Annotated in this window: 26 protein-coding genes, 2 tRNA genes and 2 pseudogenes; 7 read left to right on the top strand and 23 right to left on the bottom strand. The window is 63.4% G+C overall.

Annotation, left to right across the window (positions count from 1 at the left end; all coding sequences use genetic code 11):
- Positions 1-77: 77 nt before the first annotated feature.
- From rpsB to moaA, 14 genes are all read right to left on the bottom strand, one after another.
- Entirely contained in the window at positions 78-887 is an 810-nt protein-coding gene (rpsB, locus tag FGF80_RS03230; protein WP_006184678.1) for a 30S ribosomal protein S2, read from the bottom strand.
- Complete coding sequence (gene eno, locus FGF80_RS03225; protein WP_138652170.1) at positions 884-2,089, bottom strand: phosphopyruvate hydratase; 1,206 nt, start codon at positions 2,087-2,089, stop codon at positions 884-886. The genes rpsB and eno overlap by 4 nt, the downstream gene beginning before the upstream one ends.
- Positions 2,086-2,271 carry a DNA-directed RNA polymerase subunit K gene (locus FGF80_RS03220; protein ID WP_006184680.1) on the bottom strand — a complete coding sequence of 62 codons (186 nt, stop codon included), beginning with the start codon at positions 2,269-2,271 and terminating at the stop codon, positions 2,086-2,088. The genes eno and FGF80_RS03220 overlap by 4 nt, the downstream gene beginning before the upstream one ends.
- Positions 2,272-2,273: 2 nt before the next feature.
- On the bottom strand, positions 2,274-2,468 hold the full coding sequence (locus FGF80_RS03215) for a DNA-directed RNA polymerase subunit N (protein WP_006184681.1): 195 nt from the start codon (positions 2,466-2,468) through the stop codon (positions 2,274-2,276).
- A 12-nt stretch (positions 2,469-2,480) separates the two neighbouring features.
- Complete coding sequence (locus FGF80_RS03210; RefSeq protein WP_006184682.1) at positions 2,481-2,879, bottom strand: 30S ribosomal protein S9; 399 nt, start codon at positions 2,877-2,879, stop codon at positions 2,481-2,483.
- Complete coding sequence (locus tag FGF80_RS03205) at positions 2,873-3,322, bottom strand: 50S ribosomal protein L13 (RefSeq protein WP_006184683.1); 450 nt, start codon at positions 3,320-3,322, stop codon at positions 2,873-2,875. Before FGF80_RS03205 ends, FGF80_RS03210 begins: the two co-directional genes overlap by 7 nt.
- Entirely contained in the window at positions 3,319-3,672 is a 354-nt protein-coding gene (locus FGF80_RS03200; RefSeq protein WP_006184684.1) for a 50S ribosomal protein L18e, read from the bottom strand. Before FGF80_RS03200 ends, FGF80_RS03205 begins: the two co-directional genes overlap by 4 nt.
- A gap of 153 nt (positions 3,673-3,825) precedes the next feature.
- Positions 3,826-3,910 (bottom strand) — tRNA-Leu (locus FGF80_RS03195).
- A 129-nt stretch (positions 3,911-4,039) separates the two neighbouring features.
- Positions 4,040-4,789, bottom strand: coding sequence for a DNA-directed RNA polymerase subunit D (locus FGF80_RS03190; protein ID WP_138652169.1), 750 nt, complete (start codon positions 4,787-4,789; stop codon positions 4,040-4,042).
- Between the two features lie 3 nt (positions 4,790-4,792).
- Positions 4,793-5,182, bottom strand: a complete 390-nt coding sequence (locus FGF80_RS03185; protein ID WP_006184686.1) for a 30S ribosomal protein S11 — start codon at positions 5,180-5,182, stop codon at positions 4,793-4,795.
- A gap of 1 nt (position 5,183) precedes the next feature.
- Entirely contained in the window at positions 5,184-5,705 is a 522-nt protein-coding gene (locus FGF80_RS03180; RefSeq protein ID WP_006184687.1) for a 30S ribosomal protein S4, read from the bottom strand.
- Positions 5,705-6,229, bottom strand: a complete 525-nt coding sequence (locus tag FGF80_RS03175; protein WP_006184688.1) for a 30S ribosomal protein S13 — start codon at positions 6,227-6,229, stop codon at positions 5,705-5,707. Before FGF80_RS03175 ends, FGF80_RS03180 begins: the two co-directional genes overlap by 1 nt.
- A 71-nt stretch (positions 6,230-6,300) precedes the next feature.
- Positions 6,301-6,383: transfer RNA gene (locus FGF80_RS03170), tRNA-Ser, on the bottom strand.
- Between the two features lie 184 nt (positions 6,384-6,567).
- The gene (gene moaA / locus FGF80_RS03165) at positions 6,568-7,587 is read right to left on the bottom strand and encodes a GTP 3',8-cyclase MoaA (RefSeq protein ID WP_006184689.1); all 1,020 of its coding nucleotides are present in this window, start codon (positions 7,585-7,587) and stop codon (positions 6,568-6,570) included.
- A gap of 219 nt (positions 7,588-7,806) precedes the next feature.
- Between moaA and FGF80_RS03160 the strand changes: the two genes are divergently transcribed.
- Positions 7,807-8,016: a hypothetical protein gene (locus tag FGF80_RS03160; protein ID WP_049907956.1), complete on the top strand. Its 210-nt coding sequence runs from the start codon at positions 7,807-7,809 to the stop codon at positions 8,014-8,016.
- Positions 8,017-8,144: 128 nt separating this feature from the next.
- Here FGF80_RS03160 and FGF80_RS03155 read toward each other — a convergent pair whose 3' ends face one another.
- The 3 genes from FGF80_RS03155 to FGF80_RS03145 form a co-directional block, all read right to left on the bottom strand.
- Positions 8,145-9,611 (bottom strand): RtcB family protein, encoded by a 1,467-nt coding sequence (locus FGF80_RS03155; RefSeq protein WP_006184691.1) that lies wholly within the window; start codon positions 9,609-9,611, stop codon positions 8,145-8,147.
- Positions 9,612-9,702: 91 nt separating this feature from the next.
- The gene (locus FGF80_RS03150) at positions 9,703-10,722 is read right to left on the bottom strand and encodes a DoxX family protein (protein ID WP_138652167.1); all 1,020 of its coding nucleotides are present in this window, start codon (positions 10,720-10,722) and stop codon (positions 9,703-9,705) included.
- 163 nt (positions 10,723-10,885) lie between these two features.
- Positions 10,886-11,332, bottom strand: a complete 447-nt coding sequence (locus FGF80_RS03145; protein ID WP_006184693.1) for an archease — start codon at positions 11,330-11,332, stop codon at positions 10,886-10,888.
- Between the two features lie 165 nt (positions 11,333-11,497).
- On the opposite strand from FGF80_RS03145, the gene FGF80_RS03140 reads away from it, so the two are divergent.
- On the top strand, positions 11,498-11,974 hold the full coding sequence (locus FGF80_RS03140) for a GNAT family N-acetyltransferase (protein ID WP_006184694.1): 477 nt from the start codon (positions 11,498-11,500) through the stop codon (positions 11,972-11,974).
- Positions 11,975-12,017: 43 nt separating this feature from the next.
- On the opposite strand, the pseudogene FGF80_RS03135 reads toward FGF80_RS03140, so the two are convergent.
- The 3 genes and pseudogenes from FGF80_RS03135 to FGF80_RS03125 all read right to left on the bottom strand — a co-directional run.
- A pseudogene (locus FGF80_RS03135) lies at positions 12,018-12,260 on the bottom strand (ArsR family transcriptional regulator); the annotation flags it as partial.
- A 454-nt stretch (positions 12,261-12,714) separates the two neighbouring features.
- Positions 12,715-13,563, bottom strand: coding sequence for a hypothetical protein (locus tag FGF80_RS03130; protein WP_138652165.1), 849 nt, complete (start codon positions 13,561-13,563; stop codon positions 12,715-12,717).
- Positions 13,564-13,630: 67 nt separating this feature from the next.
- A pseudogene (locus FGF80_RS03125) lies at positions 13,631-14,545 on the bottom strand (transposase).
- A 189-nt stretch (positions 14,546-14,734) separates the two neighbouring features.
- Between FGF80_RS03125 and priS the strand changes: the two are divergent.
- The 3 genes from priS to bcp all read left to right on the top strand — a co-directional run bounded on the left by priS (position 14,735) and on the right by bcp (position 17,434).
- On the top strand, positions 14,735-15,910 hold the full coding sequence (priS, locus tag FGF80_RS03120) for a DNA primase small subunit PriS (RefSeq protein ID WP_006184697.1): 1,176 nt from the start codon (positions 14,735-14,737) through the stop codon (positions 15,908-15,910).
- The gene (locus tag FGF80_RS03115) at positions 15,907-16,872 is read left to right on the top strand and encodes a DNA replication complex subunit Gins51 (protein ID WP_138652163.1); all 966 of its coding nucleotides are present in this window, start codon (positions 15,907-15,909) and stop codon (positions 16,870-16,872) included. The genes priS and FGF80_RS03115 overlap by 4 nt, the downstream gene beginning before the upstream one ends.
- A gap of 88 nt (positions 16,873-16,960) precedes the next feature.
- Positions 16,961-17,434, top strand: coding sequence for a thioredoxin-dependent thiol peroxidase (bcp, locus tag FGF80_RS03110; protein ID WP_138652161.1), 474 nt, complete (start codon positions 16,961-16,963; stop codon positions 17,432-17,434).
- A gap of 40 nt (positions 17,435-17,474) precedes the next feature.
- On the opposite strand, the gene FGF80_RS03105 is transcribed toward bcp, so the two are convergent.
- Both FGF80_RS03105 and FGF80_RS03100 read right to left on the bottom strand, forming a co-directional pair.
- Positions 17,475-19,736, bottom strand: a complete 2,262-nt coding sequence (locus FGF80_RS03105) for a CDC48 family AAA ATPase (RefSeq protein WP_006184700.1) — start codon at positions 19,734-19,736, stop codon at positions 17,475-17,477.
- Positions 19,733-19,981: a DUF7127 family protein gene (locus FGF80_RS03100; RefSeq protein ID WP_006184701.1), complete on the bottom strand. Its 249-nt coding sequence runs from the start codon at positions 19,979-19,981 to the stop codon at positions 19,733-19,735. Before FGF80_RS03100 ends, FGF80_RS03105 begins: the two co-directional genes overlap by 4 nt.
- Positions 19,982-20,218: 237 nt before the next feature.
- Here FGF80_RS03100 and FGF80_RS03095 point away from each other — a divergent pair, with 237 nt between their 5' ends.
- Entirely contained in the window at positions 20,219-21,010 is a 792-nt protein-coding gene (locus FGF80_RS03095; protein ID WP_175416972.1) for an alpha/beta fold hydrolase, read from the top strand.
- Between the two features lie 189 nt (positions 21,011-21,199).
- Here FGF80_RS03095 and panB read toward each other — a convergent pair whose 3' ends face one another.
- Entirely contained in the window at positions 21,200-22,012 is an 813-nt protein-coding gene (gene panB, locus FGF80_RS03090; RefSeq protein WP_006184703.1) for a 3-methyl-2-oxobutanoate hydroxymethyltransferase, read from the bottom strand.
- A 129-nt stretch (positions 22,013-22,141) separates the two neighbouring features.
- On the opposite strand from panB, the gene FGF80_RS03085 reads away from it, so the two are divergent.
- The gene (locus FGF80_RS03085) at positions 22,142-22,375 is read left to right on the top strand and encodes a DUF5822 domain-containing protein (protein ID WP_006184704.1); all 234 of its coding nucleotides are present in this window, start codon (positions 22,142-22,144) and stop codon (positions 22,373-22,375) included.
- The last annotated feature ends 2 nt before the right edge of the window (positions 22,376-22,377 follow it).

The following is a 22,377-nucleotide window of genomic DNA, read 5'->3' as shown; positions in this document are numbered from 1 at the left end:
ATGTGATCACCCGTTGTTGTCGCGTCGCTACGCGGTGCAGGGGTACGAGAAAACGAACAGTGTCGACCGCGACCGAATTAGACGCCGCTCTCGAAGTCCTCGAGCGAGTAGGACGGCTCGGCACCGCGTCGATCGAGAACCTCGTTGGCGAGTAGCCAGTAGACGACCGAGAGGGCCTTGCGACCCTTGTTGTTCGTCGGGACGACCAGGTCGACGTTACTGACTTGGTTGTTCGAGTCACACATTGCGATGACCGGAATCCCGACCGTGATGGCCTCCTTGACGGCCTGGGCGTCGCCGATCGGGTCGGTGACGACGAGGACGTCCGGTTCGATGTAGCCGTCGTACTTGGGATTGGTCAGCGTGCCCGGGATGAAACGACCGGTGCGGGCGCGAGCGCCGACTGCCTCGGCGAACTTCTCCGCCGGGAACCGACCGTACTGGCGGCTCGAGGTGACCAGGATCTGCTCGGGGTCGTAGTTGGCGAGGAAGTCCGCGGCCGTGCGGATACGGCCGTCGGTCTTCGAGATGTCGAGCACGTAGAGCCCGTCGGTTCGGACGCGGTGGATAAACCGGTCCATGTCCGAGGTCTTCTGCTGGGTCCCGATGTGGACACCAGCACCGAGGTAGTCCTCGACGGGGATGAGGAGGTCCGCCTCCTCGTCGGGCATGACGTCGTCGTCGAGGGTCGGACCGGCGTCCTCCTCGTCGGCGTCGTCGGCTTGTTCGGCGTCGGCCGCGGGTGCTCCCTCGGCGTCGGCGGACTGTTCGTCTACTGGCTCGACGTCGTCGGCGTCGGCGGCGGGGCCAGCCCCTTCGGCTGGCTCCTCGTCGATCGCCTCCTCGGCGGCGTCGAGCTCTTCCTGGGTTGCGTCGTTCTCTGTCATGTCGCGTCGTCTGCGATTCGAATAAGCTCGTTGAGCTTTGCGGTTCGCTCGCCGCCGACGGCACCCGTCTTGATGAAGGGGGCGTCGGTCGCAACGGCGAGGTGTGCGATCGTCGCGTCTTCGGTCTCGCCCGACCGGTGGGAGACGACCGAGTCGTAGCCGTTCTCCGTCGCGAGTTCGATCGCGTCGAAGGCGTCCGACAGCGTCCCGATCTGGTTTGGCTTGATCAGGATGCTGTTGGCCGCGCCGCGATCGATACCCTCGATGAGCCGATCGGTGTTGGTGACGAACAGGTCGTCGCCACAGATCAGCGTCTGGTCACCGACCTCGTCGGTGAGGTCGGCGAAGGCGTCGTAGTCGTCCTCGTCGAGCGGGTCCTCGACGTAGACGAGGTCGTACTCCTCGACCAGATCCGCGATGTACGCGATCTGCTCGTCGGTGTCGCGGCTCCGGTCGCTGTACTCGTACGTTTCCGAGTCGGAATCGTACAACTCGGCACCGGCGACGTCCAGCCCGAAGCCGATGTTGAAACCGACCTCGTCCTGAACCATCGAGACCGCCTCGGCGACGATTTCGAAGGCCTCGCCGTCGTCGATCGACGGTGCCCACGCGCCCTCGTCGCCCTTGCCACAGGGAACGTCGCGTTCCTCGAGCAGGTCGGCGACGGCGGCGTGGACGGCTGCGTTTGCGAAGACGGCGTCAGCGACGCTGGGTGCGCCGACGGGTGCGGCCAGGAACTCCTGAATGTCGGTCGCGTCGGCGGCGTGTTCGCCGCCGCCGACGACGTTGCCGAGGGGAATCGGGAAGCCGTCGCCGCGGAACGTCCCGCCGAGGTGCTGGAACAGCGGGGCACCAAGCACGTCGGCACCGGCCTTCGCGGCGGCCATCGAGATCGCGACTGCGCTGTTGGCACCGATCTCCGAGAAGTCGTCGGTTCCGTCGGCGGCGTGGAGCGCGGCGTCGACGTCGCGCTGATTGCCGGCGTAGACCTCGCCGACGAGTCGGGGAACGGCGTGTTCCCGAGCCGCGGCGATAGCCTCGCTCGGCGGCCGCTCGACGGCCTCGTACTCGCCGGTGCTGGCACCGCTGGGTGCCGCGGCGCGACCGAAGCCGCCGCTTTCGGTCACGACATCGGCCTCGACCGTCGGATTCCCTCGCGAGTCGAGGATTCGACGGAGCCGGATGTCGGTGATGAGCGTCATTTCCGGTCGTACCCCCGCTTGACGGTAAACGGCAGCACGCCGGCGTCGTACTCCTCGGCGGCGATGAGGATCGGTTGGGTCTGCTCCGTCTCGATCAACACCGGCGCGCCGTAGGATACCTGCAGCGCTCGCGCGCCGAGGATGCGTGCCTTCTCGTAGCGGTTGTGCTGTTGTTGTTGCATTGTTACTGGTACGGGGAGACGACGTCGACCAGGTCCTTGTGACTGACGAGCATGCGCCGACAGCAGTAGCGGTCGACGCCGAGTTCGTCGAGCACCTCCTCGGGGTCCTCGTCGCCTTCGTTCGCTCGCTCGTCGAACTCCTCCCAGTGTTCGGCGACGACGTTACCACAGGTGAAACACCGGACCGGTACCATCATGCGTGGATCACCTCAGCGGTAGGACTTCTGGTAGCGTGCCCGAGCGCCCGGGCCACCCCATTTCTTCGGTTCGGACTGGCGAACGTCGTTGACCAGCAGCGAGCGGTCGAACTCCATGAACGCGTCGCGGAGTTCGGCGTCGTTCGAGTGCTGGACGATCCCGCGTGCGATCGCGGTCCGAACGGCGTCTGCCTGGCCGCTGATGCCGCCACCCTCGACACGGACATCGATGTCCATCTCGCCGCGCAGGTCATCGCCGACGATGCGGAACGGCTCAAGCATCTTGAGCCGGGACATCTCCGGTTCGACCAGCTCGACGGGTTGGGAATTGATTCGAACGCGACCCTCGCCTTCGCGCACCGTGGCGCGAGCGACGGCTGTCTTTTTCTTGCCACTCGTATTGGTTACCATGTGACGTTAGCACCTAACTGTTCGGACACTTCGTGTAGGTGGACGAAGCGGATGTTCGACAGGCGATCCAGCGACGTTCCCTCGAGTACGTCCGACTCGTGGTCGTCGTCGCCCTCGTAGGGGTTGCCGACGTAGACGCGGACGTTGTCGAGTGCCTCGCGGCCACGGGGTTTCTTGTACGGCAGCATCCCGCGAACGGAGCGCTTGAAGATCGTGTCCGGTCGCTTGGGGTAGTACGGTCCGCGGTCCGAACCCAGTTCCAGCCGCGTGCGGTACGTCTCGAAGATGTCTTCTTTGTCGCCGGTGATGACTGCGTCCTCTGCGTTGACGATCGCGACGCGGTCGCCGTCCAGCGCGCGCTGGGCGACCTCGCTTGCGACGCGACCGAGGATACAGTCACCGGCATCGACGACGAGATCTGCGTCGAACTCTGCGAGACTCATCGGATCACCCGGACGTTTGCCCCTTCGGGGTTCTCTTCGAGCGCTTGCTCGAGCGGTACCGGTTCGCCGACCTGATCGATCTTCGTCTCCGCGGACGAAGAGAAGTTGACGGCGGCGACGGTAACGTTCTTCTGTAGTGCGCCGGAGCCCAGCACTTTGCCGGGAACGACGACAGTCTCTTCTTCGCGTGCGTATCGCTCGATGCGGCCCAGGTTTACCTCAGCGTGGGTGCGCCGGGGCTTCTCGAGTCGATCCGCAACGTCTCGCCAGACGTCGGCGTCCGCTTCGCGGGACGTCGACTTCAGCTCGGCGATAAGATCGTTGAGCCTCGGATTAGTCTTGCTACTCATTGGTATCCTCCAACTGCTAACTGATCGGCGACGCGAGGAACCGCGCCGTCGACTGTGGAATCGAAATTGTTGTACTGCCGAACGGGCCGTGTCGTGAACCGGTCGGATACTGCCCGACCGCTTCCTGACTGTCGTTCGGTCGTAGAGAAGTGATGCAGGGAGCAGGATTTGAACCTGCGGACTCCTACGAGACAGCGCCCTGAACGCTGCGCCGTTGGCCTGACTTGGCTATCCCTGCTCGCACTTCCGTCTACCCGTCGCCCCTTCAAACCCCTTTCGATTCCGTCGGACGCGCGATCGCCGGTCTCGTCGTTCACGGCGTCGGCGAGCGGCGCGTCCTGCGTGGGTTTGGGGCGTCGGTTCATATCTACAGCTGTACTGCGTCTTCGAGTTCGGTCGCGCGTTCCGCGATCGTGTCCGCGGCCCGCGTGACGAGTTCCTCAATGGGGAACGAGCCGTCGGTTTCGACGTGGAAGACGAAGGCGTTCGGCACGTCCTCGATCCGGACCTCCTTGCCCGGATACCGGTTCGAGAGGTCGTGATCGAACTCGCTCGTGGACACGAGTTCGCCGTCGTCTTCGATGACGCCGCGGATGATCCGACGCTCCTCGTCCTCGAACTCCGGCAGGTCACCCTCAACCTCCACGCGCTGGAGGTGTCGGTAGCCGACCGCGACCCCGCCCTGATGTTTGGCGTGGTCTTTCCCGCGGTCGATGACGGCGTCGGCCTCGGCCTCGAGACGCTGGCCGTCCTTGAGTTCGATGATCGGGACGTTCTCGTCGGCGGGTTGGACGAGATCGTCGCTGGAAACGAGGTCGCCGGAGTACGCGGTGGCCGGCCCTTCGACGTCGATCGAGAGCGTGACGGTCTCGTCCTCGCCGAACTCGCCGACCGGCGGCGTCGTCAGCGGGACGAGGCCGAGTCGCAAGGCGAGTTGCTCGTCGAACATGACCGACGAGTTCTCGACGAACCGGACGGTATCGATCGCCATCGTCGGTACGTCGGCGACCATCGCTCGACGAATACCGTTGGCGAACCCGGGTGTCACGCCGCGAACGAGGAACCGTGCCTCACGATCCTCGCGTTCGACGAACTCGACGTCGTACTCTGCACTCATGATCTAGTAGCCGCCCTTCCCTTTGGGAGCGCGCGATCCGTCGTGTGGGATCGGCGTGACGTCCTCGATGCGCCCGATCTCGATGCCCGAGCGGGCGAGCGCACGAATCGTCGCCTGTGCGCCCGGACCGGGGGACTTCTGAAGGTTGCCACCGGGGCCGCGCACGTGAACGTGCAGGCCCGTGATGCCGGCCGCTTTGACCTCTTCGGCGACGGACTCGGCCATCTGCATGGCCGCGTACGGCGACGCCTCGTCGCGGTTCTGCTTGACCGCCGTCCCACCGGAGGACTTGGCGATCGTCTCCGCGCCCGTGAGGTCGGTCACGGTCATGACGGTGTTGTTGAACGATGCGTGTACGTGGGCAATGCCCCATTTTTCGTCGTCCTGACTCATGTTACTGACCCTCCGCGCGTTCGGGGTGGAGGTCGTCCGCGAGCGGGCTGTTCTCGTCGAAGGCCACCAGGTCCTCCTCGTCGATGTCGACGACGTAGGAGGGAACGAGGTGGCGCTGCCCGTCGACCACGATGTGGCCGTGCGTGATGAACTGCCGAGCCTGCTGGGCCGTGTTTGCCAGCCCGTTGCGGTAGACGACCGTCTGCAGTCGGCGCTCGAGGATGTCTTCGATCTCGAGCGACAGGATGTCGCCGAGTTCGTCGGTTTCGTCGAGGATGCCGACACGTTTGAGCCGACCGAGGAACTCCTCGGAGCGGCGGACGACGGTGTCGTCGTCCTGGGCCTGGCCGAGCAGTTCGCGGGCCTCGCGCCGGTAGGAGCGAAGCTCGGACTGGGCACGCCAGAGCTCTTCCTTGTTGGAGAGCCCGTAGCGGTCGACGAGGGAGTGTTCGGAGGCAATGCGTTCACCCTGGTAGGGGTGGTTCGGCGTCTCGTATTGCTTGGTGTCAGTGCCGAGTGGCATTATTCACCCTCGCCCTCTTCTTCGGCGGCCTCTTCGGCCTGTTCTTCGCGGATCTCTTCGACATTGACTCCGATGGTGCCCTCCGTACGACCGGTGGACTTGGTTCGCTGACCGCGAACCTTCTGGCCGCGCTTGTGGCGCGTGCCCTTGTAGGAGTCGATCATCTTCATCCGGTTGATGTCGTGCTGTCGAGTCAACTGGAGATCGTTGCCGATCTCGTGGGTCGTTTCGCCGCTGTAGAAGTCGTCCTGACGGTTGTTGAGCCAGTCCGGGACTTCGTCGGCGTAGTTCTCGACGACTTCGATGACGCCATCGATGACGTCGTCGTCGAGCCGGCCGAACGTCGCCGTTCGGTCGACACCCGCTTCCTCGGCGATGAGTCGGGCGGTTCGGCGACCGATCCCGTTCATCTCCGAGAGCGAGCGCTCGACGGACTTCGTCCCATCGAGGTCGGTTTGCCCGATGCGGACGAAGTATCGAAGATCTTCGTCGTCTTCTTGTTCTTGAGGTTCTTCGGCGCTCATGTGTCGTGTATCTGTGTCTGGTCTGCCTGCGTTGCAAATGACTGGCGGGAAAACGCCAGCGAAGTGTCCGACGTTGTGGCGGGGATTCGAACCCCGGAGGCTTGACGCCACATGGTTAGCAACCATGCGCCTTGGGCCGCTTGGCTACCACAACACCGTTCGTCTATCATCGCCCTCCCGGACTCGGGGATCGCTCCCCTGCACGTATTGCACCCGAACGTACCCCCGTCTACTACTTAAGGGCAACGAAAGGGCGCGACGGCTCGTGTGCCCCTCTCACCCGCGTCACTCCGCTCGCGTCGACGAACGACTGGACGACGGCTGCGGCCGCGGCGGTGCTACGCGCCGGCGTACTCTTCGATGTACTTCTCGTTGATCTCCCACTGGCCGTCGTCGTTTTGGACCATGTACTCCCCGTAGTAGGGGACTCGATCGGCGACGGTCTCGCGGAACGCCTCGCGGATCTCCGGTTTCGTCATCTCACCCATCGACTTGAGGTCGTCGTTACGGTTGAGACAGCCCTTGAGGTAACCCTCGTGGGTGACCCGAACGCGGTGACAGTTCGCACAGAAGGTGGGGTTCTCGACGGGATCGACGATTTCGACCATTCCGGACGAGTTCGACGAGGCGTCGCTCGCCTCGCCGTCGTCGGCTGCGCTCCCGCCGACCCAGTACCGTTTCCGGTCGTGCATCTCGCGATGTTCGATCTCGGTGGCCCGCTCGGCCAGCCAGTCGTGGACGCGCTGGATGTCGATGTTCCACTCGGGCTTGCCCGTCAGTTCGGGCATGTACTCGATCAACTGCAACTGGAGTCCGTCGTTGTCCGCGACGTGATCGACCATCTCCGGTACGTACCCTGCCGTGTGCTCGAAGACGACCATGTTGAGTTTGACCGGGTCGAGTCCCGCGTCCAGCGCCGCTTCGACGCCCTCGAGCACTTTCTCGTAGGCCCCGCTTTTCGTCACGGCGGCGAAGTCCGCCGGGTCGAGCGCGTCCTGGGAGACGTTGACCCGCTCGAGGCCGGCGTCGACGAGCTCCTCGGCGCGGCCGGGGAGGAACGTCCCGTTCGTGGTCAGCGAGACCTCCATCCGATCCGGGGTGCGCTCGATGATCTCCGCTAAATCCTGCCGGAGCATGGGTTCCCCGCCGGTGAACTTGACCGCGTCGACGCCGAACTCGGCGGCGACCTCGAGAAACCGGACGACGTCGTCGGTCGACATCTCGTCGTCCTGTGGGTCCATCGGTCCGCGAGTGTCCCCCAGCCCCTCGTTGTGACAGTAGACGCAGTCGAAATTACACCGATCGGTGAGGGAGACGCGCACCCCGGTGACCTCCCGTCCGAACTCGTCGGTGAGCATGCGTCCGAGTTGCAGACGGATCCGCTTAAACACGCCGGGAATTCCGACGCCGCGTAACCGATTTCGGTTTGCAGACCCTGTCAACCCGCTATGATGAGTGCCGACGCCGACCGGTCGCCGGTCGCCGTGCCGCCAGTGTCGAACGGCGGATCGATCGTGGCGTCGGTTCGCGCACTGATCGGCGGAAGAGCTACCACGCTCGCGCTCGAACCGCGGGCCATGGACGAGGACATGCTCGCGGACCAGCGACGGCTGGTCGAACTCGTCGAGGCGGAGGGATGGGACGTGACCGACCTCGAGATCTCGGCCTACGATAGCCCGTGGGCCGACGAGGATGACCCCGAGGCAACGGTGACGATCACCGCGCGGAAACCCTACGAGAACGAGGGCGACGATGAGGACGAGGACAGTCCGTACCGGCTGAAGTGAACGCAAGCCCGACGATCGGTTTCGCTCTTCGAGTTCGTCGGCCGTCTTCTCGCTCTTTCGTGCTTCTTCGCGAAGGGCCTCGAGCGGGTCGATAGGAGTGCGATGGGAAAATAGCGGATCGTTCCCAACTAGCCCTTGATGTTACACACGGGGAACGTCCGCGCGACCCTGTCGCCGATCCCGAGTTCGTCGGAGACGCGGACGACCTCGTCGACGTCCTTGTAGACGCCCGGCGCTTCCTCGGCGATCGTGGCTCCGGACTGGGCCTTGACGTGGATCTCCTGCTGGTCCGCGAGGTCCTGTTGGACATCGCCGCCCCAGAACTCGTCTTTGGCCTGCGTACGGCTCATCAGCCGGCCGGCACCGTGGGCGGTGGAGCCGAACGTCAGGTCCATCGAATTCTCGCCGCCTCGGAGGACGTAGCTGCCAGCGCCCATGCTGCCGGGGATGATCACCGGTTGGCCGACATCACGGTAGGCCGACGGGACTTCGGGATGGCCGGCGGGGAACGCCCGCGTCGCCCCCTTGCGGTGGACGTAGAGTTCGCGCTCTTCCCCGTCCGCCCCGACCGTGTGGGTCTCCTTCTTCGCGATGTTGTGGGCCACGTCGTACAGCAGTTCCATCTCCATCTCCTCCCACGACCGATCGAACACGCGCTCGAAGACCTGCCGCGTGCGGTGCATGATCAGCTGCCGGTTGACCCACGCGAAGTTGATCGCCGCGTTCATCGCGCCGTAGTAGTCCTCAGCCAGCTGTGAACCCGCAGGCGCGGCCGCGAGTTCCTTGTCGGGCAACTGGTCCAGCAGTCCCTGATGCTGCTGTTCGATCTTCCGCAGGTAGTCGTTGCAGGTTTGATGCCCCAGACCGCGGGAGCCACAGTGGATCAACACGACGATCCGGTCTTCCTCGAGCCCGTAGGCCTCGCCTACGTCCGCATCGAAGACATCGGTCACGCGCTGGACCTCGAGGAAGTGGTTGCCCGATCCCAGCGAGCCGATCTGGTTCTTTCCGCGGTCTTTGGCTTTCTGGCTCACTTTCTCGGGCTCTGCGCCCTCGCGCATCCCTTCGTCCTCACAGTGCAGCAGGTCGTCCTCGACGGCGTGGCCGTTCTCGAGCGCCCAGTCGACGCCGCGGGCGAGGATTTCGTCGACGGTGTCGACGCCGGCCTCGACGATGCCGCCGCCGCCGAGCCCCGACGGAACGTTGGCGAACAGGGAGTCGACGAGTTCCTCCTCGTGGCCCCGCACCTCGTCGTAGGTCAGGTTCGTCCGCATCATTCGGACGCCACAATTGATGTCGTAACCGACTGCGCCCGGCGAAATACAGCCGTTTTCGGCGTCGAGTGCGCCGACCCCGCCGACCGGGAAGCCGTAGCCCTGATGTCCGTCGGGCATGCAAATCGCGTAGTTCGTGATTCCCGGCAGGTGAGTCGTATTTTTGATCTGTTCGAGGGTCTTGTCCTCCTTGATCTCCTCGAGCAGCGCTTCGCTCGCCAGTACCCGTGCGGGAACACGCATGTCCCCGTCCTGGGGGATCTCCCAGACGTACTCGCGCACCCGCTCGAGCGTGATGCCGTCGGCGTCGAAGGTGGTCATACATGGAAGTCGGCCCGCAGCGATGAAAGGTGTTCGTCTCTTCAACGCCTTCGACAGTCACTAGCACTGTCGAATCGCGGGCGCACCCCGTTTACGCGGGCTCCAGTACCCCGTCGGCGCGTTCGTCGGTCACGCGGGCCTCGAGCCATCGATCGACGGCGTACGGGCCGCTGCCGGTGATGAGCAACACCGACGCCAGACCGAAGAGGCCGACGTGGGCGAGGACGGGATCGTCGGGCAGCGCGAAGAGCGTGAGCGCGAACACGCCGATCGCCGTCGCTGCGCTCGCCCGCGTGCCAAACCCGACCAGGAGCGCGAGACCGAGCCCCACCTCGGCCACCCCCGCGCCGAGGACCCACAGCGCGGGACTGGCGGGGACGACCGCGGTCAGATCGTACCGGCCGACGACCGCAAGCGCGATGCCGGGTCGCAGTAGCTTCTGGCCCAGCCCGAGGGAGACGAACGTATAGCCGAGACCGATACGAACGATCGTCGGCACGAAGGGGCGGTACCCACGAACCCGCTCCTGAAACGTGCGAGCGCGATCGGACACCGGATCGACCCGGCCGTAGACGGTCCCCGAGGTGCCGGCGACCCGCTGGAGAACGTGATCCGCGCTCGGTTGCCCGCTTCCGATCAGGACGATGGCGAGCATGCCGCCGACGTACTCGAGTTGCAACAGCAGGATCGGCCGGAGCGTGAGACCGACGAGGTAGGCAGCGAGCGTGACCAGCGCGACGACGCGCGTCGCCAGGCCGAACAGGAGGAGAAAGCCGAGCGCGACCTGGAGAAGCCGCAGTTCGACATGGAGCGCGGGACTGATGAAGTAGCCGCCGAACCCGGCACCGATCAGCGGGATACCGAAGGAGATCCGGAGCAGCCAGGGAACGAACAGGGTGTACTCCCGCATGGCGGCCCGGAACGCGGCGAGATCCCGCTGCAGCGGGCGAACGAAGAGGTAGATCGCGATCGCGACGGTGACGGCGAACGCACCCGCCAAGAGCGGGCCGACGACGAACGGATCGCGCAACGACTCGGCGAGGAACTCGCCGACGGCGATGTCGCGCTCCTCGTCGACGACGTACTCCTCGTGAGCCCGGGCCGTCCCCATTACCACACCCGAAGCCGCGAGGAGAGCCACCACTGCCCCGACGAGTCGCCGTTTTCGAACGCGTCGGCATCCGTCCCCCATCACCGTGCGGTACGGTCCGGGAGAGGAAAATACGACCACCTGATTGATCACACGTGCGCCGACCGCCCGCGGCCACAGCCGGTCAAACGTCGAAGACGACGTACGCCTCCCAGCCCCCGTCGTCACCGTCCGTACCGACGCGCTCGAGGCGCATCTCCGAGTACGTCACCGCCTTCACCTCGCGAGCGTCGATTTCGGAGAGCGGAACGCCGCGGGCGCTGGCCGCGAGCTGCCACTCGTCCGCGCCGCCGCTCGCGGCCGACGGCGTCTCGATCGAGTCGACGCGGTGGTCGACCGGGAGTGCCGCCCGAACGTCTCGCAGATAGATCAGTTCGTCGAGGTAGTCGAACAGCAGCGCCTCGCGGTTTTCGGCCGTCACGGCGAGCGAAAATCGGTCCCCGGCATCGGCGATCTCGTCGCACGAGGCGGCTGCGAGGCCGTTTGCCACCGCTGCGAAGACGTTCGCAAGCGAGTCACCGGTCGCCGCCACGGCGACGTCGGCCGTGTGGTCGCGCAGTTCGTACCCCATTGGGGCCGGTTTGTTCGGCTGGGGTTCTATGCCCGTCGGTTCGAGCGCATTGTCACCGGACGGTTGTCAGGTCGAATCGATGGCCCCCGGACGCGTCGGCCGCTCCGACGGTCCGCACGTCGACTGCCGGTGGAATTATATTGACGACGCTGGTAGACTGTCGTAGTGAGCGTCAATATCGACAGTCGCGTCGTCGCGCCGGGGAGCGACGATTTCGTCGACGACGCCTGGCAGCTAAAGGAGGAGATCAACCGTCAGGAGGATGTGCTCAAACAACGGTACGACTTCTTTACGGACGCGTATCGACGGTCGAAGGTCCACTGTTACGTCCAAGACGGTGCGCTCATCGGGTTCGCTGCCGTTCGACGCGACGGCTACATTCTCTTTCTGGCGGTGAGTCCGGACGTCCGCGGCGAAGGGATCGGCAAACGACTCGTCGCCCACGTCGCGGGCGATCACGACACGATCACGTGCCACGCTCGGACGAGTAACGAGAACGCGCTCCAGTTCTACGAACACCTCGGCTTCGAGATCAAGCGCCGGATCGACGACTACTACGAGGACGGCGGCGACGCCTACTACCTGAAACTCGGGGCCGACGTCGGTATCGCTGACCGGATTTCCGATCTGATACGGCGCTGAAACGGGACGCTACTGATTGCCGAGACGGATCGGACGGTCGGAACTACTGTCCGGGATCGTCTCGAAGGGTTCCCGCCACGAACGCCCGCCGAAGGATCGTCAACAGCAGGTACGTCTCGTACTTCTGGCTTCGACAGTGTTCACAGGGAGCCATCCCGTCGGCGATCCGCTCCAACGTGTCGCCGTGGTTCGTCTCGAGGTCCGCGACGAGCGCTGCGATGTCGGGTGCGAGGTCCCGCGCCATCGAGCCGACGGCCGCCCGTGCGTCCTCGGGCAGCGCGGTTGAATAGAAGTGGTGGAGGCAGCGGCGAACGGGACGAATTGCACTTCAGAGGCTAACAAGCAGAAAATAACGGGCGAGAGACAGCGTCACCATGTAAAGCCCAATAACCTGAGGGATTCATGCCGATATCATCGCAGCTAATTGAATCATGTAGTATTTTCCGTTGCTAGTATCAATTCTAGAATTTCAATGAAAATATATGCAAATATTGCTGTTGTTATAATATAAAATATAATATTTGACACACCTATTAATCGATTTACGGTCTCAGATACTTGCACGGCAATTGTTAACCCCACAATATGAGCTAATGTTCTTCTTGACCAAAATTTTCTTCTGTCTGAACCCATAGTATCTGTCTTATTTAGTTAACTAGGCGTTTAATGTTTTGAACTGGCTTCTAGACCAATCTATATAGATATTTTAATTAATATTTATATACTAAATATCATATATGCTATGACCAGTCACATCTGGGGCTATGCCCAAGCATTGTCGCCATTTCAATAATTTCACTTTTACCTGGTTTCCAAGGACCAATACCGTAGCCTGCCGAAGTCATCTTCTTTGATCCAATTTTATAGTTAAGGTCATAATCGTATCGTGCAAGTGAGAGTGAATTGTCGACCAATTGGCTAGCTACTGCTCCAACGATCCCCTCAACAATGTTATTTCCAAAGATACTTGCAAGCGCTCCAGATCCAGATGAAGCCAACGCTCCTAGAATAGCCGCAACAATAACTGATTTTGAGACTTCAGCAACCATGCCATTGAATTTCATTGAAGTTCCCATCAACCAATGATGGTTGCAATCGTTTTTACAGTCCTCATCACCTTCTTTTTTTCTAGCATAAGATTCTGTTCTCTCAATAATTTCGGGAGTATCCGCTTGTTTCTCTACAGCAGATCTGATTTGCGATTCATGTTTTAATTTGAATTGCTTAATTTGACTACCACCATCATCCATATTATTTTTATTGATGTTTTCAAGTTGACGACTGATCTTAATATCTTCAGAATGCGCCGACTTTTTGGATATTTGGGTTTCATTCTCGTCTTTCTTTATGCTACTGATCCTATATTCGGCGATTTCTTCATTCTCATCCACTTCGTCAACCTTCACCGCCCCATTTTCCATATCAACAGTTGTCAAGTATGTTTTCGACGCCACTTCAACTACGAATCCCTTGTATCGGCTCGTATCTTCAGTTGAAAAGCTATCGTGTCCTCTTGCTGAAACGGCGGTTGGAACTCCTGCAGCAGCGATACTTCCTGTTGTTGCTCGAATTAATGTTCGTCGATTCATCTACATCTAATAACATATCCCCAATATATAATATTAACCCATCTACAAGGATATTACAGGGACCTTCTCACACCGAGATCACGGTACTTCCTTGATTGTCTCCTCGTTCATAATTGGTGATCGAAACAACGAGACGGAGACAAGAGCAAGAAACACCCGCGTTCGTGCATGGACGCGGCCTCGGGCTCGAACGTGCCCGAGGCCGCAGTCCTTGACTGCATCGTTGGTTCGTTCGACTCCTGTACGGCGGTTGTACGTCTCGTCTAACGTCGACTGCTTCAGCGAACATCCTTGCTGTGCTCGGTGACGCGGTCTTCGACCCTGTACTCGATGTCTTTCGGGTCGTCAGTGTTTCGTGCGTTGTACGGAGCGACTGGCACGACCCCTGCGGTCAGCAGGTGGTCGTGCCAGTCAAGCGTGTCGTAGCCATTATCACCGACCATCCAGATCGGCTGTTCAATCTTTTGTCCGGCCGAGACGATCGTACAGCCGTAGCCGTAGTAGTATTCTTCGGCGGTTGGATCGTAGCATTTCGACGCATCCTGATCGGCTGGCATCGTTCTCACGTCAGTCGAATCGATGCAGTAGGTCAAGTCGAGCAAGCCGAGGCGGGCGGCCTGCTCGACGAGGTGGTCAAAGATTTCGTCACCGACGTGTTCGAGATCGGTGAGAAAGCGATCGACCGCGTCTCTCGACGGCGGTCGATCGAAGCCACAACTGAGCCAGGCAACTGTATTCTGAAGCTCTCGTTCAACGGGGCAGATGCCGTAGCTGTCTTTGTAGTAGCAATCGAGGAAGCCACGCATCAGCTCTGGTCTGGTGGCTCGTGATCTCGTGTTCGCCCCGTCTCCGCCGGGGCGAACACGTCGAACTCTTCGAGAAACTCGAATGAAAGGTGCTCAAGCAACGCTAGCGTCTCTGTCTCCACGACATTGAAGAACGTCTCTACCGAAGAATGCTCTTGCAGGGTCGCTGGGCTCATCCACCACAGCGTTCACCCTGCTCTTTGGTGTGCTACTCGTTCTATGACACCCTCGACAACTGCTAAGCGAGCGCGGCGCGAAGCAACACGGGACACGCACCGCTCTCGGTCGGAACCCCTGTGTCGTCCCCCCACGAGGTCGAACATTCGGCAAGATTATACGCGCCCATCCACGACCACTCGAGTCGTATGGAGGAGCGAACGAGGGCCTATCTGCGGGGGCGATTCCGCGACCACTATCGACGGACGGAGATCACACCGCCGCCCGCGGCCAACGAACGCGAGTGGGGGTACATCCCCTGGACCGAGGGACCGGACACGACGATGGTCCGCCACCGTTCGCTGCTTGAGTTGGGCGACCTCTCCGAATTCCTCGTCCGAAAGCGCCCGCAACACGTCTACTTCTCCGCGGGACGCTTTCGCGATCCCGGCGCGAGTTCGATGCACGAGAAAGAGTGGCAGTCCGCCGATCTCGTCTTCGATCTCGACGCCGACCACCTGCCCAGCGTGACGCTGGGTGAAGACAGCTATGGCGAGATGCTCGCGAAGTGTCAGGACGCCCTGCGCCGCCTGCTCGAGTTCCTCGAGAACGACTTTGCCTTCGAGGACCTCGAGATCGTCTTCTCGGGCGGTCGCGGGTATCACGTCCACGTCCGCGACGAGAACGTCCTGCACTTAGAGCGCGAGCACCGCCGTGAGATCGTCGACTACGTCCGCGGCATCGGCCTCGAGTTCGACGACTTGATCGAAACCGAGACGGTAGCCGGGTTGGGGCGGAAGACCCCGACGGAGCGGCGTACGCTGCGGACCGAAGGTGGTTGGGGCGCTCGGACCCACGATCACTTCATGGCGTTCGTCGACGAGTTGCTCGACCTCGAGGAAGACGCCGCCCTCGAGCGACTCCAGTCGTTCGACGGCATCGGCGAGGGGAAGGCCGAGGCCACGCTGAACGCGGCCCGCAACAATCGCGAGCAACTCGAGGCGGGTAACGTCACCGTCCACACCGCCGTCGCGCAGTTGGCCGAACGGTTCACGAGTCTGGCCGTCGAGCGGGACAACGCGCCGATCGACGAACCGGTCACGACCGACACGAACCGACTCATCCGCCTCCCCGGGAGCCTCCACGGCGGAAGCGGACTGCAAACGGTGCGACTCGAGCGCGACGAGATCGCCGACTTCGATCCGCTGGTTGACGCCGTCCCGGAGACGTTCGAGGGCCACGAGATCACCGTCGATGTCAGTGACGGTGGCGTGGTCGAACTCGGAGGAGATAGCTTTACGGTCGCGGAGGGTGACCAGTCACTACCCGAATACGTCGCCGTGTTCCTGATGGCACGCGGCCGCGCCGAGAAGGAGAAAGAATGAATTTAGACGAACTGCGTTCGGTCCAGAGCAAGGAGCGCCAGAAGGACAGCCTCCAGAACCTGCGCCCCGCCTTCTATCAGGAGGTCGGCGAGTACATCGCCGATCTCGAGGACGAACGCGACCGCGTTGCCGAGCAGGCGGACGACCCCTTTTCGTCGCCCGACGTCAGCCGCCTGACCGACGAGATCGAGACCGCCAAAGACGTCGTCGAAGCGATCTACGAGCGTCGGATGGGAAAACTCGTCAAACAGGCCAGTCTCGCGGCGGCCGGAATGCCGGCCGACGACGAGGGCCTGACCGCCGAGGAGGGCGATCTGTTCGACGATCTCGTCGAACGGATCGGATCGAACAAGAGCCGCGTCCTCGACGTTCTCGAGGGCGTCGAGGAGTCGGTCACCGAGACGGACGCGGGCGCTGGCTCGCCGCCCACGTCCGATGTACCGCCGACCGCCGACGCCGGCGGTCTCGAGGCGCGAACCGAGACTCAGCCAGCCGGCGACGCGACCGCGGACGACGCGCCGCCAGCACCGCCCGACGCACCGTCGCCGGCCGTCGACTCTGCGGCAGACGCGGCCGCGGACGCGGACGACTCGAGCGGCGTCTCCGCCGCAGACGTCATGGGCGGGGCCGAGCCGTCGGTCGGAGCGACTGATTGGACGGGGGCGGATCGAACCGATGGCACCGGCCCGGCGAACCAGCCACCGAGTGCGGCGTCCGATTCCGGTGCCGACCGTCCCGTCGACTCGCCGGCCGCGGACGCCGATGCTGCGCCGGCGACCGACGAGGGTCGGGACGCGGCCGCCGGGATCGATCGCACGACCGTCCGAATCACCAGCGATATCGGTTCCATTCTCGGCGTCGACGATCGGGAGTATACCCTGACGAGCGACGACGTCGTCACGCTCCCGGAGCAAAACGCGGCACCCCTCGTCGAGCGGGAGGCAGCCGAACGGCTCGAGTAATCGGCGGGTCGGTGCGTCTGCCGTTTCGCCGTCGGCCGCCACCGTGTGAAATCGTAACGTATACACGACGAGTCGCTAACTCGCATGCATGCTCGACGTCGGCGACGAAGCACCGGAGTTCGAACTGCCAAACCAACGCGGCGAGACGGTCACCCGCTCCGAGTTCGCGGGGCAACGGCTCGTCGTCTACTTCTATCCCCGCGCCAACACGGACGGCTGTACGACCGAAGCCTGCGGATTCAACGATGCGCTTCCGCAATTCGAGGCCCACGACATCGCGGTCGTCGGTATCAGCGACGATCTCGTCGACGACATCGCCGACTTCGCGGCCGACTACGACCTCGAGTTCGACCTGCTATCGGACGAGTTCGGTGAGGTCGCGACGCTGTACGATTCGTACGGCGAGAAACAGATGTTCGGCAATACGTTCGACGGCGTCTTCCGGAATACCTATGTCGTCGGGCCGGACGGACGCATCGAGGCGGCCTACGAGGGCGTCTCGCCGGACGGTCACGCCGACGCGGTGCTGGCCGCCCTCGAGCCGGCGGATGTAACCCACTGATGCGGGCAACGGCGGAGACGCGTGACCGCGGTTGTCGGCCTTACTGGAAGGTGCGTCCGAGCTGCTCGTCCTGTCCGGGCTCGGCCTGCTGGAACTCCTCTTCGAGTTCCTCGTACTGCTCGCGGGTGTCGGGGGTGACGCTCGGGTTGACCTCCTCGAGCGCGTGCTCGAAGTGTTGCTTGCCGATGCGGACGTTGCCGATGGTGTCGTCCATCTCCTCGGGATCGACCGAGTTGATGAACTCGCGGCTGGCGGCCATCGAGGCCTCGCGGCAGACCGCTTCGATGTCGGCACCGACGTAGCCCTCCGTCTCGGCCGCGAGCCACTCGAGGTCGACCGATTCGGCCAGCGGCTTGTTGCGGGTGTGGACGTCGAAGATCGCTTTGCGCGCGTCCTCGTCGGGAACCGGCACGTGGACGTGGCGATCGAGGCGTCCGGGACGGAGCAGAGCGCTGTCGATCAGGTCCGGCCGGTTGGTCGTCGCGATCACGACGACGTCCTCGAGTTCCTCGAGCCCGTCGAGTTCCGTCAGGAGCTGTGAGACGACGCGTTCGCCGACGCCGGAGTCACCCTGGCGCTGGCCGCGTTCGCCCGCGATCGAGTCGATCTCGTCGAAGAAGATCACGGTCGGGGCGTTCGACCGCGCCTTCTCGAAGACCTCGCGGACGCCCTTCTCGGACTCGCCGACGTACTTGTTCAGCAGTTCGGGGCCCTTGATCGAGATGAAGTTCGACTGGGCCTCGTTGGCGACGGCCTTGGCGAGCAGGGTCTTCCCCGTGCCCGGCGGGCCGTACATGAGGACGCCCTTGGCGGCCTGCATGTCCATCTGCTCGAACACCTCGGGGTAGTCCAGCGGCCACTGGATCGTCTCGCGAAGCTGCTCTTTGGTATCGCCCAGTCCGCCGACGTCGTTCCACGTGACGTCGGGAACCTCGACGAAGACCTCGCGCATCGCGGAGGGCTGGATACCCTTGAGCGCCTCTTTGAAGTCCCGTTCGCTCACTTCCAGCGAATCGAGTACGTCGGCGTCGATCTCCTCGGACTCGAGGTCGAGTTCGGGACGGATGCGACGGAGCGCGTTCATGGCGCTTTCGCGAGCCAGCGACTCGAGGTCGGCTCCGACGAAACCGTGCGTGCTCTCGGCGTACTGATCCAGATCGATCTCCTCGTCGAGGGGCATCCCGCGGGTGTGGACCTGCAGGATCTCCTTGCGGCCCTCCTTGTCGGGAACGCCGATCTCGATCTCGCGGTCGAAGCGACCGCCGCGCCGGAGCGCGGGATCGATCGCGTCGACGCGGTTGGTCGCGGCGATGACCGTCACTCGGCCACGTTCCTCGAGGCCGTCCATCAGCGAGAGGAGTTGGGCAACGACGCGTCGTTCGACGTCACCGCCGGCCTCCTCGCGCTTGGCCGCGATGGAGTCGAGTTCGTCGATGAAGATGATCGAGGGGGCGTTCTCCTCGGCCTCTTCGAAGACTTCGCGGAGCTGTTCCTCGGATTCGCCGTAGTACTTCGACATGATCTCGGGGCCGGAGATCGTCTCGAAGTTGGCGTCGATCTCGTTGGCGACCGCCTTGGCCATCAGGGTCTTCCCCGTGCCCGGCGGGCCGTGCAGGAGGACGCCCTTTGGCGGCTCGATCCCCAGCTGCTGGAACAGTTCGGGGTGGCGCATCGGCAACTCGATCATCTCGCGGACCTGGTCGAGTTCGTCGTCCAGACCACCGATGTCCTCGTAGGCGACGTTCGGGACGCCTTCCGCGGACGCGCCGCCGCCGGACTGGACCTGTTCGGCGGGGGTCTCGGAGATCTCGATGCTCGTCGAGTCCGTGATGACGACGGTGCCCGACGGCGAGGTGCTCGCGATCTTCAGCGGCACCGATTGGCCGGAGCTGGCCATGGGGCCGAACGAGAGCGAGAACGGCACCGTCTGGCCCTCGGTGACGGCCTGGCCCGAAAGCTTGTCGCGGACGAGCGGACCGATGTCCCCTCGAATGCGGAGGTTCTGGGGGAGCGCGACGGTGACCGATTTCGCGGGTTTGACGTCCGCGGGTTCGATCGTGACGTTGTCATCGATCCCGACGTCGGCCTCCTGTCGCAGGCGGCCGTCGATTCGGACGATGCCACGTCCCTCGTCTTCGGGGTAGCCGGGCCAGACGCGTGCGACGGCCTGGCCGTCGCCCGAGCCCGTGATAACGATGTAATCACCGTTCTCGAGGTCGAGTTCGGTCATCGATACGCGGTCGATCGCGGCCAGTCCGCGACCGGCGTCTTTCTGTTTGAGTGGTTTGACAGTGAGTTTCATAGGTCCTCCTCCAGTTCGACAGTGAGAACGCCGTTTTTCATAAACGTGTGCGAGTTCGTGGCGCCTGGGGGGAGTTCGATTTCGTACTGGTCGTCGTCGAGGACGACGATGACCGTGCCGTCGACGATGTCGACCGACGCGTCGGCCTGCTCGGTACCGAAGTCGACAGCCATCACCGTGCTGTCGTTGTAGTCGTACCGGCGGGCTACCTGCCCCTCCTCCGGGGTGAATTGGTCGAGAGTCATGCTGTAACTAACCCAAGGTAAGCACCGCTACTATTTAAGCATTTCGCCGAATAATCGCATGACGGCGAGAGGGGGATGGCTGAAGTGCTTGTTCGCAGTTCACAGCGAATCTCGATGCGTGTGCTTGCACCGACCGGTACGTGTGGCGCTGGGCCGGACGCGCAACGCCCCGTTGCCGGCGGTCGCCGGTCGCCGTCGAATCGAGTCTTTATGCCAGTCCCCGGTGTGCTGTTGCGTATGGAAACAGTACCACACCACGGTCGAGAGACGGCGTACGATGTCGTCGACCGAGGCGGGGATGGATCGCCGATCTGTTTCGTCCACGGGAGCGGGGGAGCGAGCGATATCTGGGCGGGCCAGCAGTCGCTGGCGACCGCCCACCCGATCGTTACGATGGATCTCAGCGGCCACGGCGACTCGGACGACATCGACGCGAGCGCCGGCTACTCGGCGCTGTCGGCCTACGCCGATGACGTGCTGGCCGTCGTCGAAGCGACGGGTTCGGAACACCTCGTCGGCAACTCCCTTGGCGGTGCCGTCGTCCTCCAGATCCTGCTCGAGCGCGAGTACGACCCCGAAGCGGCCGTGCTGACGGGTACCGGTGCGCGACTCGGCGTGCTCGAGGACCTGTTGACCTGGCTCGAGTCCGACTTCCAACGGGCGGTCGAGTTCCTGCACGGTCCGGACCGGCTCTTTCACGACCCTGAGCCGGCGCTCCGGGAGCGATCGATGGAACGAATGCACGAGACGGGACAGGCGGTCACCAACCGCGACTTCCTGACCTGCCACGAGTTCGACGTTCGCGACCGCGTCGCCGAGATCGAGACCCCGACGCTCGCGGTGTACGGGGAGTACGACCAGCTGACGCCGCCGTGGTTCCACGAGTATCTCGCCGACGAAATCGAGGGAGCCAGCCTCGGCGAGATCGAGGACGCCGCCCATCTGGCGATGGCCGAGCAGCCCGCTGCGTTCAACGGCGTCGTCGAGGACTTTTTCGCGGGGATCGCCGGCGATCGAACCCGAGACTGAGACTGCGACGCGGCGAAAACGGTCGCCGCGGCGGTCCGCGAGCGGACGGCGCGCTCCCATCACCCATACTCGGAAGGCGAACGAGTCCGTGGTCGCAGTGATCTACGCGCCGCTATCGCGTCGCCGATCTCGAGGCGGGCTCTACGCCATCGTCTCGAGGGGACCGGGCGGCACTCGACCGGCGGCCGCTCAATAGATGTCCTCGAGGTCGCTTTCCTCGTGGCTGTGTTCGTCGGCGGGGAACTCGCCGGACTCGACCGCCGAGACGTACGCTCCGATCGCGGACTCCATCTCCCCGCGGACGTCGCCGAACTGCTTCGAGAACGAGGGAGACCACTCGCTGAGGCCGATCGCGTCGTCGACCACGAGCACCTGCCCGTCGCAGTCCGGCCCGGCACCGATGCCGATCGTCGGGATGTCCAGCGCCGCCGTTACGTCCGCCGCGAGGTTCGACGGGACGTGTTCCAGGACCAGCGAGAACGCGCCGGCGTCCTCGTGGGCCACAGCCAGGTCGAGGATGCGTTCCGCGGCCTCCTGGTCCGTCCCCTGACGGGGATAGCCGCCGTACTGGTTGACGTGCTGGGGCGTCAGTCCCAGATGGGCCATCACCGGAATTCCGAGTTGGACCAGTTTCTCCGTGAGATCGACGGTGTGGGGTCCGCACTCGAGTTTGACCGCATGGGCGTTTTCCTCTTTGAGCATCCGGCCCGCGTTCTCGAGGCTCGCCGCTTCGTCGACGCCGACCGAGAGGAACGGCATGTCGGCGACGACGAGGGCGTCGTCGGTCGCGCGAGCGACCGCGCCGGTGTGCCGAGCTATGTCGTCGACGGTCACGGGAAGGGTGGTTTCGTAGCCCAAACTGGCGTTCCCGAGGCTGTCACCGACGAGAATAACGTCGACGCCGGCCTCGTCGACGATCGCCGCCGTTGGCGCGTCGTAGGCCGTCAGCATCGTGATCGGTTCATCGCCAGCCTTCGCTCGGAGATCCCGTACGCTAGGCATACTCACAGATTGGATGCCCACGATTAAACGTCGTTGTTCTTCGGTGACTACCCAGCGTCTCGATAGCCCTCGTGCCTCCCTTCGTGCACACCCGGCGCGCTTAAGAGGGACCGGTCGTCATACTCACGCGTGCCTGAACGCGTCGAAACGACCACGCCCGACGGGGTCGATTACGGCTGGGTGATGCAAACGACGTTCGTCGCCACCATCCTCGTCGGAGCGCCGCTGGTCGCCGTCCTGTCGGCGACCACAGCGCTCCCCACGTGGGCCGACCGCGTCGAGTTCGCGATCCGGGTCGGCGCTCCCGTCTGGCTCGTCACGTCGGTCATCGTCTTTGCGTACGCCAAACGAAACCAGACGTAGTC

This window comes from Natrinema pallidum, assembly GCF_005890195.1.
Lineage (GTDB): Archaea > Halobacteriota > Halobacteria > Halobacteriales > Natrialbaceae > Natrinema > Natrinema pallidum.
The sequence above is the reverse complement of the archived record's forward strand: the minus strand, read 5'-3'. Positions and strand labels throughout refer to the sequence as shown.